Here is a 15641-nt window from a genome sequence, read left to right as displayed (position 1 = left end):
GAAACCAGATGGGCGGTTTGTTAATTGTAGGCGGTATAGTGGTTAGAGCTTGTTGATGGGGGTCTTGAGCATCATGTTCCCGTCGTGGTCCTCTGGCACTTCACCGGCGCGCATGTTGACCTGAAGCGAAGGAAGGATGAGCTTGGGAACGGCCAGCTGCGCGTCACGCTCCGTGCGGAACTTGATGAACTCTTCCCGAGATTTGCCGCCACCAACATGGATGTTCTTGGCTTTTTGCTCACCAATGGTGGTCTCCCAAGCAATTGCGCGCCCTCCGGGGCCGTAGTCATGGCAGATGAAAAGTCTCATCTCATCAGGCAGCGAAAGAACCCGTTGTATCGAGTCGTAAAGCTGCCCTGCATCGCCGCCAGGAAAGTCGGCCCGAGCTGAGCCGCCGTCCGGCATGAACAACGTGTCTCCGGCAAATGCAGCATCACCAATGACATGAACCATACAGGCCGGTGTGTGGCCAGGTGAATGCAGCGCGAAGCAAGCCATGCTGCCCAGCTGATAGGTGTCACCATCCCTGAACAGGGCGTCAAATTGTGAGCCATCCCGCTGAAACTCGGTGCCTTCGTTAAAGATTTTGCCGAAGGTGTCCTGAACGGTCTGCACATGCTCGCCAATACCGATCCTACCGCCTAGCTTTTGTTGAAGGTAAGGTGCGGCCGAGAGATGGTCGGCATGGACATGTGTTTCGATGATCCATTCCAGAGTCAGATCGTTCTCGCGAATATAGGCGACGACTTGATCTGCGCCTTCAAATGTCAGACGGCCAGCTGAAAGGTCGAACTCCATCACCGGATCGACAATGGCGCAGGCCGTCGAACTGGGATCGCGCACGATATATGTGATCGTGTTGGACCCCGGATCAAAGAAACCGGTAACGTCCGGTTTTTGCGACAGATTGACCGGTGGGATCGCCATAAAGCACCTTTCTCTTAGTCGAGCGTCACAGTTCCATTTGGGCTTTCCAGAACAAAGGACAGCGCGGTGGGACCTTCGGAAATCTCCGCCAAATGCGATATCTGAAGTTTTTCAAACATGTCCTTCAGTCGCGCGGCATCCGGTGTCTGCACCAGCACCTTTGAAAGCGTAACGCCCAGGTTCTGCTGACCCGCTGACGGGTGCGGACCGGGGGACCATTCGATGAATGCCGGAAGCAGTCCGTTTTCCGGCAGATGCCCGTCTTTTGGTACGGTCAGACGCCAACTGCGGTCGCCGCGCTGGAAATGGACAACCTCGCCCAGTTCAACCGGGCTGGCGGCGATGACGGCATCCAGATCATCAGTGTTCACCACCCAGCACAACGCCCGAGGGCGCTCGTTCAGCCGGTCTTGCGTCGCGGGATCATCCAGAGTGAACCAGCGGACCCGGCCCGGATCGGGGGCATCGGGGTCGATTGCGATCAGTTCAAAGAAGCTCTCCTTGCCTGCCTGCATTACGCAGTTATGCGTGCTCATCGCATCGTGTTTCGATCCTTGAGGCACCTCGACACCCAGCGCGTCTTTCATGGCCGTAACGCCTTGGGCCAGAGTGTCTGCGCCGATGGCAAAATGGTCGATCTTGTTGAGCATTTCTAAATCCTTACTGATCAAGCAGGGGGAGGGCATTGACGATGTCTGCTTTCAGACTGTCAAGGTCCTCTAACCCGATATTGAAACGGACAAGCTGGCCGGTTTCCGACCACTTGGTCGCTGTACGCACAGGCGTGACCGGCAGGGCGAGGCTTTCATACCCGCCCCAGCTGACCCCTATTCCGAAATGGTGCAGCGCATCAACAAAGCGATGCACGGCGCTTTCGCTTGTGGTGTGGAAGACGACGCCAAACAGCCCGGCAGCGCCGGTAAAAACCCGCGCCCAGTTCTCATGTCCCGGACAGGAGGGCAACGCCGGGTGCAGAACGGTTTTGACCTGCGATTGGTCCAAAAACCAATTCGCCATCTCGCGACCAGCTCTATCGAAATACTCCATCCGCAACTTCAGAGTTCTGAGCCCGCGCAGGGCGAGCAGGATTTCCTGACCGCCGGTTTTATCGCCAATCTGCATGACCGCCTTGCGAATGATCTTTGCGTAAGAGGCATTGCTTGCGGCTATTCCCAGCATGCAGTCTGAGTGGCCTGAGATGTATTTGCTGCCCGAGTAGACAACGGTATCAACGCCCCAGGACAATGGCTGGCTAAAAACTGGCGTTCCCCATGTGTTGTCGAGGACGGTCGGCACTTTTACCGATCTCGCTGCTTCCGTGATAGCCCGGATATCAGGCATCTCGAAAGTTCCCGACCCCGGGCTTTCAAGCATGATGGCCGCCGTTTTTTCACGCATCAGGCCACTGATCGCGCCACCAATCAGTGGATTGAAATACTCGATCTCGACCCCTTGCTGGGTCAGCAGCCCGTCGCAGAAGGCGCGGGTGTTGCCATAAACGTTGTCAGCGACCAGAACGTGGCAGCCGGGGTGGGTCAGCGCCATCAGCGTCGTTGTGATGGCGGCCACCCCAGAGGATGTCAGCGTGATCGCTTCGGCGCCTTCAAGTTTTGCCAGCATCTGCTCAAGCTTAAAGGTCGCGGCATTGCCATAGCGCCCATAATAGAGTGTGCCGCTTTCATATCGGGCATCACGTGCAGCTGCGAATTCTGCAAAGCTGTCGAAAACCATTGTTGAGCCGAGTTCTATCGGCATATTAACATGTCGACCCTCAACACGATCGGGACGTCCATCCTGCACAAGGCAGTCTGCTAGATTAAGTGGGATGTCTTGCACTTTTGTGCCCTCTAATGCTGTTCAGCATGATGACAGGCCACCAGTTTTGTGTCAATATTCGGAAAGACAGTATTTTATAACGGAACAAAGACGTGACCGCAGAGACGACCCGGACCCTGACCGGAAACCATTGGGGTGCTGGTATTTCAGAAACAAAGGGCGGCAAACTGGTCGCGGTTCACCCGCATCCTGACGACCCGAATCCTTCAGAGATCAACCGCAATATTGCCTCAAGTCTGAATGGTCGCGCGCGCGTGTTGCGCCCGGCCGTCCGCCGTGGTTGGCTGGAGGGGGAGGTTGCGCGCGGGCGTGACAGCTTTGTCGAAGTTAGCTGGGATGACGCACTGGACCTGATCGCCTCCGAACTCACCCGCGTGCGCGAGTCATATGGCAATGAGGCGATTTTTGGTGGCTCCTATGGGTGGTCCAGTGCGGGGCGTTTTCATCATGCGCAAAGCCAGCTCAAGCGGTTCCTGAACACACAGGGTGGATTTGTCCGCTCGGAAGGCAATTACAGCTACAACGCCGCCTTGGTACTGATGCCTCATATTGTCGGCCCGTTTCGGACCCATGTTGCGCAGGCGACCCGATGGCCGGTGATTGCCAAACACTCTGATCTGGTGGTGATGTTTGGTGGTATGGCCACACGCAACACGCAGGTCAGCGACGGCGGCGTGGCGCGCCACAGAATGGTGGACAACCTGAAAGCCTGCGCGGTAGCCGGCGTGAGATTTGTGAACTTCAGCCCACTGAAAACGGACGCGGCGGGCGAGATTGGCGCAGAATGGCTTCCGCCAAAACCCGGAACAGACACCGCCGTGATGATGGGGATCGCGCATACCCTTCTGACCGAAAAGCTGCACAACCGCGATTTCCTGGATAGCTACACGGTCGGATTTGATAAGTTTGCGGCCTATCTGATGGGCGAAACCGACGGGATAGTGAAATCTGCTGCTTGGGCTGCGTCGATCTCAGGCGTTCCTGCAGATCGAATTTCGTCGTTGGCGCGAGAAATGGCTTCGGGCCGTACGATGATCACCTGTGCAGCTGCACTGCAAAGGGCCGATTACGGCGAACAACCTTTATGGATGACAGTCACTTTGGCCGCGATGCTTGGGCAAATTGGGTTGCCTGGTGGCGGCTATACTATTGGCTATGGGGTCAACGCCAATATTGGCAATATAGAGCGACCATTCCGTTGGGGAACTTTTCCGCAGGGCAAAAACCCGACTTCGGATTTTATCCCTGTCGCGATGATCTCGGAAATGCTTCTGAACCCAGGTGGTGAGTACCTATACAACGGCGAAAGGCGTATTTTCCCTGATATTCGAATGGTTTGGTGGGCCGGAGGAAATCCCTTCCATCACCATCAGGACCTGCGACGCCTTCACAACGCGTTTCAACGCCCTGAAACAGTGATCGTGAACGAGCTGAACTGGACTGCGACGGCTCGCCACGCGGATATTGTTCTTCCGATTTCAGCACCGCAGGAACGCACAGATTTTGGTGGGGGTAAATCGGACAACGCCTTGGTGCCAATGCCCGCCAGCGCTCAGCCGCCCGGAGAGGCACGGACCGAATTTGATATCTATGCAGACCTCACCAAGAAAATGGGCAACTCAGATCGATTTACCGATGGGCTGGATCGTGAAGGCTGGTTGCGCCGTATTTGGGCTCAGACAAGGGAAGCGGCGCAAGCAAGCGGTGAAAACTTACCGGAATGGGAAACATTTATACGCGGTGATGTTGTCGAAATGCGAGATCCATCCCCGACGCAGGTATTTTTGGCTGAGTTTCGGCAGGACCCGGATGCGAACCCACTGCCGACGCCCAGTGGCCGGATTGAAATTTTCTCTGAACGAATTTCAAGCTTTCGGCTTGACGATTGTCCTGGGCATCCCACTTGGTTTGAGCCGCGCGATACCGCTGCGGGTATGCAGCCGCTCTATTTGCTTTCTGGTCAACCGGGTACACGGCTACATTCGCAACTGGACAATGGGGACTATAGCCTCAGCCTGAAAGTGCAGGGACGGGAACCGGTTCTGATCCATCCGGAAGACGCAACCGACCGAGGAATTGCGGATGGCAATGTCGTCGAGCTCTTCAATGATCGCGGCCGGTGTCTGGCCGGAGCGCGCGTTACGCCGGACATTCTAAAAGGCTGTGTCTTTCTGTGGACGGGTGCGTGGTACGACCCGGATTACGACGCCCCGCAGCAGCGGGACCGGCACGGCAATCCGAATGCATTGACCCATGACATGCGCACATCAAGCCTGACGCAGAGTCCCGCGTCCCATTCGACGATGCTGGACGTACGCCGCTTTGGAGGGGAGGTGCCCGACTTGACGGTTCACGATCAGCCTGCATTTGAAGCTGTTTCGCGTTCTGCTATACAGAACAAGTTACGAGGAAAGGACGAGCAGTGAGCGAAACACCAAAAGCCCCGAAAGTGGATTCCACACTGTCTAAAGGACTAGCCATTCTGGAGAATCTCGCGGCGCATCAAGGCAGTAAAGGTGTGACGGAACTTTCTCGGGAACTGGAGTTGACGAAATCAAACACGTTCCGTCTTTTGCAAACGCTGAACACGCTCGGATATGTGAAACATCTGGATGACAAGACCTATGCCGCAACCCTAAAGACCTGGCAGGTTGGGCGCAGTTCGGTTGAAAACCTGAACCTACGGGCGGTCGCCGCGCCCGAGATGGCATTTCTGAGCCAAGAGACGGGTGAAGCAATTTACCTCGCGGTGCCTGAGGGGCTGAGCGTCATCTATATCGACAAGGTTGAAAGCCTGAAGCCGATCCGGTCCTGGAACCCGGTTGGCGGCAGCGCACCGATTCATTGTGTGGGTACGGGCAAGGCCATTCTGTCGAGCAATTTCGAACAGCTGCGCAACAAACTGGGCGGTCAACTGGCCCGATACACCGACAAAACCCTTACGACATTGGATGAAGTGACCGCAGATGTCGAGGAAACACGCAAGCGGGGTTATGCCTTCGACCGCGGAGAATTTCGCGATCGCATTCTAAGCTTCGGCGCGCCGATCCTTTTGCCCGACGGTGAGGCCGTCGCTGCCCTTGGTATTTCGCTACCCGATATCAATCTAAGCGAAGGCGGAGAAGAACGGCTAGGTATGTTGGTTCATCACGCTGCAGAGGGTGTGACGCAGAAGCTTCGCCAACTCTGAGGCGTAGCTTCTGCTCAGTGTCAGTCTTTTTTCTCGATTGGCCCACCGGATTTCTCCCAAGACCCGAAGCCGTCCTTCAGGTGCGCGGCTTCAAAACCCATATCTTGCAAGGTCGCTACAGTAAGGGCCGAGCGCCAGCCTGAGGCGCAATGGAAAACGTACTTCTTCCCCTCCTGCGCAAGAATGTCCTTGTGATATGGGCTATCGGGATCGACCCAAAACTCGATCATCCCGCGCGGGGCGTGGAAGCTGCCGGGGATGAAGCCGGTGCGCTGACGTTCGCGCACATCGCGGATATCGACGATGACAACATTCGGGTCATCAACCATCGCGATCAGATCCGCAGTTTCGATCTCTTCGATGCGATCTCGTGATTCCTGAACCATCTGGGCTGCTGTTTTCTTAAGCTGGGTCATATCATTTGTTCCGATATATAAAACACACTTGTCATATATTGACACAAAGAAGAGTTCGTTGCAACGTAGGTAAACAGGAATCGCCTGGCTGCCGGGTGTGTTCGAAGTTCAGAAAGAGGGTACCCGCGCATGAATACAGACAGCCCGATCTCTCTTTGGGATATGTCCGCGGAGGAACCGGATCTTCGTAATCCGATGACTGGCGACGCAGAAGCAGATGTCGCAATCGTTGGCGGCGGGTTCACCGGTCTTTCAACGGCGCTTTACTGCGCGGAGCAGGGGCTGAGCGCCCATGTCCTTGAGGCAAAGCATATCGGATTTGGTGGATCGGGGCGCAATGTGGGTCTGGTTAATGCAGGGGTTTGGCACCCGCCAGCTGCGGTCCGCAAAAAGCTGGGTGACACTTACGGGCCTCGCTTTGTAAAGCGGTTCGGTAATGGGCCGGCGCAAGTCTTTGATCTGATCGAAAAGCACCAGATCCGCTGCGAGGTTACCAAAACAGGAACCATTCACGCAGCGCATGCACCGTCAGGCTTCGAAGACCTGAAGGCGCGCCATGCAGAATGGGCACGTTTGGGCGAACCAGTCGATTTGCTATCCGCTGAAGAAATGATTGAAAAAACAGGAACAAGCGCGTTCCACGGCGGCCTGTTGGACCATCGAGCGGGTACCATCAATCCGATGGGCTACTGCCGGGGCTTGGCGCGTGCCGCAAAAGGTGCGGGGGCCGAAATCAGCACCGGTGTCCGCGCAACCAATCTGCGGCGCGATGGTGAGACATGGGTTGTTGAAACCGACAAAGGCACGGTCCGGGCCAAATACGTTGTGCTGGGTACAAATGCCTACAGCGACACCCTGTGGCCGGACCTGAACCGTGTCTTCACCATGATCCACTATTTTCAGTTGGCAACGAAGCCGCTGAAAGCGGACATGTCGCATATTCTTCCCGGTCGTCAGGGCATCTGGGACACGGGTCAGATCATGTTCAGCATTCGGCGCGATGCCTACGATCGCCTTGTGATCGGGTCCATGGGGACGGTCGTCGGATCGGTCGGACGCGGGCTATCGCATCGCTGGGCCCAAAAAAACCTCGCACGCCTCTATCCCGAACTGGGTCCGGTGGAGTTCGAAGAGGCCTGGCATGGACAGATCGCCATGACTCCCGATCACCTGCCGCGCATCTATCAATTGGCCCCGAACCTGCTGACCCCCATCGGCTATAACGGTCGCGGTATCACCACCGGCACGATCTTTGGTGAGTGCATGGCCAATCTGATCTCGGGCATGGACCCAGCGGAGTTGCCGCTGCCCATGACCGAGCTTTCAACCGTTCCGTCGGCCCCGATCATGTCCCGTCTGTATCAGACGGCGTTCACGGCCAACCAAATCCTCAAGAGCCTTTAGAGTCCCATGAGCAAGATTGATATTCGCGTCGGCGTCGACATTGGTGGAACCTTTACGGATGTGGCGCTGCAGCATCCCGGCGGTCTGTCCACCTGCAAAGTCCTGACCAACTACAGCCAGCCGGAACAGGCGATCCTGGACGGGATCGTGAAAGCGGCAGATCAGGCTGATCTCGCGCTGGGAGACATTGGGCAGGTCATTCACGGCACCACGCTGGTGACCAACTCGCTGATCGAACGCCGCGGCGCCAAGACCGCCTTCATCACCACCGAAGGGTTCCGGGACGTGATCGAGATGCGCTCGGAAAACCGGTTCGAGCAATATGACCTGAACCTGAACCTGCCGAAACCGCTGGTGCCGCGTCAGGACCGATTCACCCTGAATGAACGCATGGGCCCGGACGGAGAGGTTCTGCTGGCGCTGGATCTGTCCGAGGTCAACGCCATGGTCGACACGATCAAAGCGGGTGGCTTCGAAGCGGTCGCCATCGGCCTGATGCACGCCTATGCCAATGACGCGCATGAGGTTGCCATGGGCGCGGCGCTTCGCAAGGCGCTGCCCGATCTGTCGATCTCGCTGTCCTCGGTGATCTCGCCACAGATGCGCGAATTGCCCCGGTTCAACACAGTCATCGCCAACGCCTATGTGCAGCCGCAAGTGGCCGACTATTTAGGCCGCCTGGTGGCGCGCCTGCGCGACACCGGCGTGAACGCGCCTGTGTTTATGCTGCATTCCGGTGGTGGTCTGATCTCGGTCGAAACCGCGGCAGAGCAGCCCGTGCGCCTACTGGAATCCGGCCCTGCAGGCGGCGCAATCTTTGCCGCCGACTTTGCGCGCGCGCATGGGCTGGACAAGGTGCTCAGCTTTGACATGGGCGGCACTACCGCCAAAATTTGCCTGATCGAAGACGGTGCGCCCAAGACCGCAAACACCTTCGAGGTTGCCCGGACCTATCGGTTCAAAAAAGGCTCGGGCATGACCGTGTCGACCCCCGTGGTCGAGATGGTTGAAATCGGGGCCGGGGGCGGTTCGATTGCTTCGGTTGACAGCATGGGGCGTTTGCAAGTGGGGCCGCGCTCGGCCGCATCGGAACCCGGACCGGCCTGTTATGGGCGCGGCGGGACCGAGCCGACGGTGACGGATGCGAACCTGTTGCTGGGCCGTCTGGACCCGGACAATTTTGCCGGTGGCGCGATCCCGTTGCACACGGCAGAATCCGAGAAAGCCGCCGCCAAGCTGAACCTCTCCGCCGGGGATGCCGCCTTTGGCATCACCGAACTGGTGGACGAGAACATGGCCAACGCCGCGCGGGTTCACACGGTCGAAAACGGGCGCGACATCGAACATTTTACCATGATCGCTTTTGGCGGCGGTGCCCCGCTGCACGCCTGCCGTCAGTGCGAGAAACTGGGGATCAAGGCGCTTATCATCCCGCCGGGCGCGGGGGTGGGTTCGGCCATCGGGTTCCTAAAGGCGCCGTTCAGCTTTGAGGCGACACGCGGGTTGTTCCAGCGTCTGGACGACTTCGACGCCGGTGCCGTGAATGCGGCCCTGATTGAGATGGAGGCCGAAGCGCGTGCTTTTGTGGACGAGGGAGCGAAAGGGGCCGATACTGAAACTCGTCTGACCGCGCAGATGCGCTATTCCGGGCAGGGTTGGGAAATCCCGGTCGTGCTGTCGCACAAGCAGTTCGAAGACAGCGATGTGTCACTGATCCTCAAGGCCTTCGAAGACGCCTACCGTACGCTCTTTGGCCGGATCATCGAAGGGCTTGCGGTGGAGATCACCAACTGGCTTCTAACCGTCTCGACGGTTCTGCCCGATGCCGAACCTGTCGTCGGTCATAACAGCGGCTCGGACGCGGATGTTGCGCGGACGCGGGAGTTCTTCGACGCCGCCCTGCGCAAATCGGTTGAAGCGCGCGAGATCGAGCGGTCGAGCATGACACCGGGCAAAGCCGTCGAAGGCCCCGCGATCATCGTCGAATCCGAAACATCAACCGTAGTCACTTCGGGTTATCGCGCGGTGGGGCAGGGCGATGGAAGTTTGCTCTTGCTGGCGAAGGAGGCTTAAGCGATGAGTGCGTCAGATATCGATCATCAGATCATGTGGAACCGCTTGATTGCGGTTGTAGAGGAACAGGCTACAACGCTGATCCGTACGGCCTTTTCAACCTCGGTCCGCGAGGCGGGCGACCTGTCGGCGGGACTGTTCGACCGTGAGGGGCGGATGATCGCACAGGCGGTGACTGGAACTCCGGGCCACGTAAATGCGATGGCGGAGAGCGTCACGCATTTCGCCGCGCAGATCGGGCCGCAGAACACGTTTGATGGCGATGTGTTCATCACCAATGATCCGTGGCTGGGCACCGGCCACCTGCACGACATCACCGTGGTTACTCCGGTGTTCCGAAAGGGCGCGCATATCGGGTACTTTGCCTGTACCGCGCATGTGGTGGACATCGGCGGACGCGGCTTTGGGCCGGATGGCAATGAGGTGTTTGAAGAGGGTCTGCTGATCCCGATCACCAAGTTCGCCGAACGCGGTCAGGTGCAGCCTCTGCTGATTGAGATGATCCGCGCCAATGTGCGCACGCCCGACCAGACCGTGGGCGACATGTACTCGCTGGCCGCCTGTAACGAGGCGGGCGACCGCCGTCTGCAGGCGATGATGGATGAGTTCGGCATTGACGACCTGCAGTCCCTATCGGATTTCGTCATCGAGACAAGCCGTAAGGCGACGCTGGAGGCGATCGCCAAAGTGCCCTCGGGCACCTATCACGAGACGATGCAAGTCGACGGCTATGACGCCCCGGTGCATATGGAGGTGACGCTTAGCGTCGATGGCGATCAACTGCTGGCGGATTTCGCGGGCACATCGGGGATGAGCCGGTTCGGCGTGAACTGCCCCGAGGTCTATACCCGCGCCTATGCCTGTTACGCACTAAAATGTGCAATTGCACCCGAGGTGCCGAACAACACAGGCTCGCTTGAGCCGTTTCAGATCACCGCGCCAGAGGGCTGCATCTTAGCGGCCAAACGTCCCGCGCCAGTTTCGGTGCGCCACGTCATGGGCCATCTGGTGCCGGATGTGGTTCTGGGCGCGTTGCACAAGGCGATGCCGGATACGGTTCCAGCCGAGGGCGCAAGCGCGCTCTGGAACATTCAGATTTCTGCGCGGGCCTCGGACCCCGAAAGCGGTTTGCCGAACCGCGAGGTTCTGATGTTTAATTCGGGCGGCACCGGTGCGCGCCCCGGTTTTGATGGACTGAGCGCCACAGCTTTCCCGTCCGGCGTGTCGACCATGAGCGTTGAGGCGACCGAGCATGTGGGGCCGATCACCGTTTGGCGCAAGGATTTGCGCGAAGGCTCAGGCGGGGCAGGTGCTCTGCGCGGCGGTCTGGGCCAGACCATCGAAATTGAGCCGCGTGAGGGCTATGATTTCTACTTCAACGCTATGTTCGACCGGGTGGAAAACCCCGCGCGCGGACGCAATGGCGGGCTGGCCGGTGGCGCGGGTGCCGTAGAACTGTCCGATGGGACCAAGCTGCGCTCGAAGGGGCGGCAACTGGTCAAGAACGGCCAGCGGCTGAAACTCAGCCTGCCGGGTGGCGGCGGCTATGGCGCGCCGGAACAGAGGGATCGGGACGCGGTGGCAGGCGATCTGGCCGCCGGGTTGATCACTGCCGGCCAGGCAAAGCAAGATTACGGATTTGAAGGGTAAACGCAGATGGCTGACACTCCTATTGCAGTTGTAACCGGTGCTGCGCAGGGCATTGGACTGGCCTGCGCCGAGGCGCTGAGCGAGGATGGCTACAAGGTCGTTCTGGTCGATGTTAAGGACAGCGTGCACGAAGCCGCCGCGACCGTGGGCGGTGTCGGAATGGTTTGCGACATGGGCGACGTGGACGCCATCAGCGCGATGTTCGACACGATTGAGGGTGAACACGGCCCGGTCTCGGCGCTGGTGAACAATGCGGGTATCGCGATGCCGGGCAACTTCCTGGACTATGATCTGGCCGCCTATGACCGGGTGATGGATATCAACCTGCGTGGCGTGTTCGTGGCGATGCAACGGGTTGCGAACACGATGGTCGAAAAGGGCATCGAAGGCGCGATCGTGAATATGTCGTCGATCAACGCGCAGGTCGCGATCCCGGCGATCCCGGCCTATTGCGCCTCGAAAGGCGGGATCATGCAGCTGACCAAGGTTGCTGCACTGGCGCTGGCTCCAAAAAACATTCGTGTCAATGCGGTTGGCCCCGGCTCGATTGATACCGAGATGATGGCGGGTGTGAACGCCAATCCCGAAGCGTTCAAAATGGCGATGTCGCGCACGCCAATGGGCCGTGCAGGCACCGCGCGCGAGATCGGCGATGTGGTGGCGTTCCTGTGCTCGAAAAAGGCCAGCTATGTCACTGGCGAAACGATTTACGTCGATGGCGGTCGCCTCGGCCTGAACTACGTGATGTCATGAGCTACGCGGACGCATATGCAAGCTGGCAGGCCGACCCCGAGGCGTTTTGGGGCAAGGCCGCCGAACAGATCGACTGGTTCACGCCTGCTGAAAAAGTCTTTGACCCGGAGATGGGCGTCTACGGGCGCTGGTTCGCCGGGGCAACCTGCAACACTTGCTGGAACTGTGTCGACCGTCACGTCGAGGCTGGGCACGGTGACCGCAAGGCGCTGGTTTATGACAGCCCGGTCACCGATACGGTTCAGACCTTCAGCTTTTGTGAATTGCAGGCCGAAGTCGGCGCGTTGGCTTCGGTCATGCGCGCTCATGGCGTCGGCAAGGGTGATCGCGTTGTCATCTACATGCCGATGGTGCCGCAAGCGGTGTTTGCGATGCTGGCCTGCGCTCGCTTGGGTGCAATCCATTCGGTCGTTTTTGGCGGCTTTGCTCCGCATGAACTGGCCACCCGCATCAACGATGCCGCGCCGAAGATGATCATCTCGGCCTCCTGCGGAATCGAGCCCGGACGGATCGTGCACTACAAACCGTTGCTGGATGCAGCGATTGAAGAAGCCACAACCAAGCCCGAGCATTGCCTGATCCTGCAACGCGACATGGAACTGGCTGAGATGTTCCCGGGCCGCGATCTGGACTATGCCGAACGGGTTGGCGCAGCAAAGGCGGCGGGCGAGATCACGGAATGCGTGCCGGTCGCGGCGACCGATCCACTCTATATCCTCTACACCTCCGGAACCACCGGCCAGCCCAAGGGGGTCGTGCGCGACAATGGCGGGCATATGGTGGCGCTGAAATGGACGATGGAACACCACTATGGGATCACTCCCGGTGAGGTGTTCTGGGCCGCATCCGATGTGGGCTGGGTCGTCGGACATTCCTATATCTGCTACGGGCCGCTGCTGCATGGCTGCGCTACCGTCGTGTATGAGGGCAAGCCCGTGGGCACGCCGGACGCGGGTGCCTTCTGGCGGGTCATTCAGGATCATGCGGTCGCAGCGCTGTTCACGGCCCCGACCGCCTTCCGTGCGATCAAGAAAGAGGACCCGAAGGGCCAGTTGATCGGCCAGTATGACCTGTCCAAGTTCCGCACCCTGTTTCTGGCTGGCGAACGCTCGGACCCGGCGACGATTCAGTGGGCCGAGGAAAAGCTGAAGCGTCCTGTGATCGACCACTGGTGGCAGACCGAAACCGGCTGGGCCATGTCGGGCAACCCTGTGGGTCTGGGGCAGTTCCCGGTCAAGTATGGCTCGCCGGGCAGGCCGATGCCGGGCTATGACATACAGGTTCTGGACGATGAGGGGCATGAGGTCGAACCCGGCATGCTGGGCAACATCGTGTGCAAGCTGCCGCTGCCGCCGTCGGGTTTCCCGACGCTCTGGAATGCGCCGGAACGGTTCCTGACTTCGTATATGAACGAATTTCCCGGCTACTACGCCACATCGGATGCAGGGATCATTGATGAGGACGGCTACGTCTTCATCATGGCGCGCACCGATGACATCATCAACGTGGCAGGGCACCGCCTGTCGACCGGCGCTATGGAAGAGGTGATTGGGGCGCATCCGGACATCGCCGAATGCGCCGTGGTCGGTGCCGCCGATGCGTTGAAAGGTCAGATGCCGCTGGGCTTCTATGTGACCAATGACGGCGCGGATCGGGATTCGGGTGAGCTGGAGAAAGAACTGATCGTGCTGATGCGGGAACAGATCGGAGCCGTCGCTGCCTTCAAAACAGCCATCCCGGTCAAACGGTTGCCGAAAACACGCTCTGGCAAGGTTTTGCGCGGGACAATGCAGAAGATTGCCGACAGCGTTGAGTTCAAGATGCCGGCTGCGATCGATGATCCGGCCATTCTGGATGAGATTTCCGAAGCGCTGAAAGGCCGGGGGCTATTGAAATGATTGAACGTCTCCACACCGGTGCGCGGATGTCGAAGATCGTCAAGCACAATGGCGTGGCCTATCTGTGCGGTCAGGTCGGCTCGGGTGACAGCGTCACCGAACAGACGCAGGACTGTCTGTCCCGCGTTGATGCCCTGCTCGCCGAGGCGGGCTCGGACCGCGAACATATCCTGCAGGCCACCGTCTGGCTGCGCGATATGGCGGATTTTGCAGAAATGAACGCCGTCTGGGATGCCTGGGTACCCGAGGGTCACGCGCCGGCTCGAGCCTGTGGCGAGGCCCGTCTGGCGCGGAACGTATTGAAAGTTGAGATCATCGTAACAGCCGCTATCAAATCTTGAAGGGGAGATCGCCCATGTCCGAAACACCGGCCGTCAGACTAAACAAGGTGGAAAAGTACTACGGAACTTTCCACGCCCTAAAAAACATCAATCTGACCGTAACCAGGGGCGAGAAAATCGTCGTCTGTGGGCCGTCGGGGTCGGGCAAGTCGACCATGATCCGGACGATAAACCAGCTTGAGGAACATCAGTCCGGCTTGATCGAGATCAACGGCCACGCGATCAGCGCCGAGGACCCCAATATCGACAAACTGCGGCAGGATGTGGGCATGGTGTTCCAGCACTTTAACCTGTTCCCGCATATGACGATCCTTGAGAACTGCACATTGGCCCCAATGCTGGCGCGCAAAATCTCTAAGGCCGAGGCGGAAGAGACCGCGATGATGTATCTGGAAAAGGTCCAGATCGCCAATCAGGCCCCTAAGTATCCCGGCCAGTTGTCCGGTGGTCAGCAACAGCGCGTGGCCATTGCGCGGGCACTGTGCATGAAGCCGGATATTCTTCTGTTTGACGAGCCGACCTCGGCCCTGGATCCCGAGATGATCGGCGAGGTTCTGGACGTTATGGTGACGTTGGCCGAAGAAGGCATGACCATGATCTGCGTTACCCACGAAATGGGCTTTGCCCGGAAGGTCGCGGATCGGGTGATCTTTATGGATGCTGGTGAGATCATAGAAGAGGACGATCCGGAAAACTTCTTCAACAATCCCAAGAGCGAGCGGACGCGGAACTTCCTCGAACAGGTTTTAGTTCACTAGCCGGCGCCGATTGTTTTGATGGTTGGCGCAAAGCAACAAGATATGGAATCATCAAATTGTGTGTTTTTCAACTTGAATGAAATGCGCGGTAGTTCGAAAGCCAGCAGAGATTTGGGTGTGGCCGGTTATATGGAAAGCGACCAAAGGAAAAAATGTGCATATTCAGTTTAGTATCTGAGTTTCGAGAGTGTTTCTGTTTGGCCTATGAAGTATTGGACGAGAAGGGATTTGGCCCATTTTTGTATACAAACTGAAAGGTCTGATTTTCGAGATCAATGTTGATCGCATCACCAGTTCTTCCGCTTAGGGTCAGGATTCATAACCAATAGATGACGACAGCGGCGAGAGCGATGGCCGATAGGAAGACCTTTGGGCATCGGTCATAGCGGGTCGCC

Annotated in this window: 13 protein-coding genes; 9 read left to right on the top strand and 4 right to left on the bottom strand. The window is 58.3% G+C overall.

Annotation, left to right across the window (positions count from 1 at the left end):
- Positions 1-42 precede the first annotated feature (42 nt).
- From ACR0K1_RS19810 to metC, 3 genes are read right to left on the bottom strand one after another with little or no spacing between them, the layout of a single operon-like run.
- Positions 43-927: an MBL fold metallo-hydrolase gene (locus ACR0K1_RS19810; RefSeq protein WP_480851654.1), complete on the bottom strand. Its 885-nt coding sequence runs from the start codon at positions 925-927 to the stop codon at positions 43-45.
- A gap of 14 nt (positions 928-941) precedes the next feature.
- Positions 942-1577, bottom strand: coding sequence for a VOC family protein (locus ACR0K1_RS19805; protein ID WP_480616942.1), 636 nt, complete (start codon positions 1575-1577; stop codon positions 942-944).
- Positions 1578-1587: 10 nt separating this feature from the next.
- A complete protein-coding gene (gene metC, locus ACR0K1_RS19800; protein WP_480851653.1) occupies positions 1588-2727 on the bottom strand; it encodes a cystathionine beta-lyase in 1140 nt (379 codons plus the stop codon).
- Between the two features lie 128 nt (positions 2728-2855).
- On the opposite strand from metC, the gene ACR0K1_RS19795 reads away from it, so the two are divergent.
- Positions 2856-5189, top strand: a complete 2334-nt coding sequence (locus tag ACR0K1_RS19795) for a molybdopterin-dependent oxidoreductase (protein ID WP_480851651.1) — start codon at positions 2856-2858, stop codon at positions 5187-5189.
- On the top strand, positions 5186-5953 hold the full coding sequence (locus tag ACR0K1_RS19790; RefSeq protein ID WP_480851650.1) for an IclR family transcriptional regulator: 768 nt from the start codon (positions 5186-5188) through the stop codon (positions 5951-5953). The genes ACR0K1_RS19795 and ACR0K1_RS19790 overlap by 4 nt, the downstream gene beginning before the upstream one ends.
- Before the next feature lie 20 nt (positions 5954-5973).
- Here ACR0K1_RS19790 and ACR0K1_RS19785 read toward each other — a convergent pair whose 3' ends face one another.
- The gene (locus ACR0K1_RS19785) at positions 5974-6369 is read right to left on the bottom strand and encodes a rhodanese-like domain-containing protein (protein WP_480616945.1); all 396 of its coding nucleotides are present in this window, start codon (positions 6367-6369) and stop codon (positions 5974-5976) included.
- 195 nt (positions 6370-6564) lie between these two features.
- On the opposite strand from ACR0K1_RS19785, the gene ACR0K1_RS19780 reads away from it, so the two are divergent.
- The 7 genes from ACR0K1_RS19780 to ACR0K1_RS19750 are packed head-to-tail and all read left to right on the top strand — an operon-like array spanning position 6565 to position 15246.
- A complete protein-coding gene (locus ACR0K1_RS19780; protein ID WP_480851649.1) occupies positions 6565-7773 on the top strand; it encodes an NAD(P)/FAD-dependent oxidoreductase in 1209 nt (402 codons plus the stop codon).
- 6 nt (positions 7774-7779) lie between these two features.
- Positions 7780-9846 carry a hydantoinase/oxoprolinase family protein gene (locus ACR0K1_RS19775; RefSeq protein ID WP_480851648.1) on the top strand — a complete coding sequence of 689 codons (2067 nt, stop codon included), beginning with the start codon at positions 7780-7782 and terminating at the stop codon, positions 9844-9846.
- Positions 9847-9849: 3 nt separating this feature from the next.
- The gene (locus ACR0K1_RS19770) at positions 9850-11496 is read left to right on the top strand and encodes a hydantoinase B/oxoprolinase family protein (protein WP_480616948.1); all 1647 of its coding nucleotides are present in this window, start codon (positions 9850-9852) and stop codon (positions 11494-11496) included.
- Between the two features lie 6 nt (positions 11497-11502).
- Complete coding sequence (locus tag ACR0K1_RS19765) at positions 11503-12249, top strand: SDR family NAD(P)-dependent oxidoreductase (protein ID WP_480616949.1); 747 nt, start codon at positions 11503-11505, stop codon at positions 12247-12249.
- Positions 12246-14147, top strand: coding sequence for a propionyl-CoA synthetase (locus ACR0K1_RS19760; RefSeq protein ID WP_480851646.1), 1902 nt, complete (start codon positions 12246-12248; stop codon positions 14145-14147). Before ACR0K1_RS19765 ends, ACR0K1_RS19760 begins: the two co-directional genes overlap by 4 nt.
- Positions 14144-14488 (top strand): RidA family protein, encoded by a 345-nt coding sequence (locus ACR0K1_RS19755; protein ID WP_480851645.1) that lies wholly within the window; start codon positions 14144-14146, stop codon positions 14486-14488. Before ACR0K1_RS19760 ends, ACR0K1_RS19755 begins: the two co-directional genes overlap by 4 nt.
- Positions 14489-14502: 14 nt before the next feature.
- Entirely contained in the window at positions 14503-15246 is a 744-nt protein-coding gene (locus ACR0K1_RS19750; protein WP_480851644.1) for an amino acid ABC transporter ATP-binding protein, read from the top strand.
- The last annotated feature ends 395 nt before the right edge of the window (positions 15247-15641 follow it).

It is taken from the genome of Ruegeria sp. F5, assembly GCF_056533845.1.
This window is presented reverse-complemented; position numbering and strand designations above follow the sequence as displayed.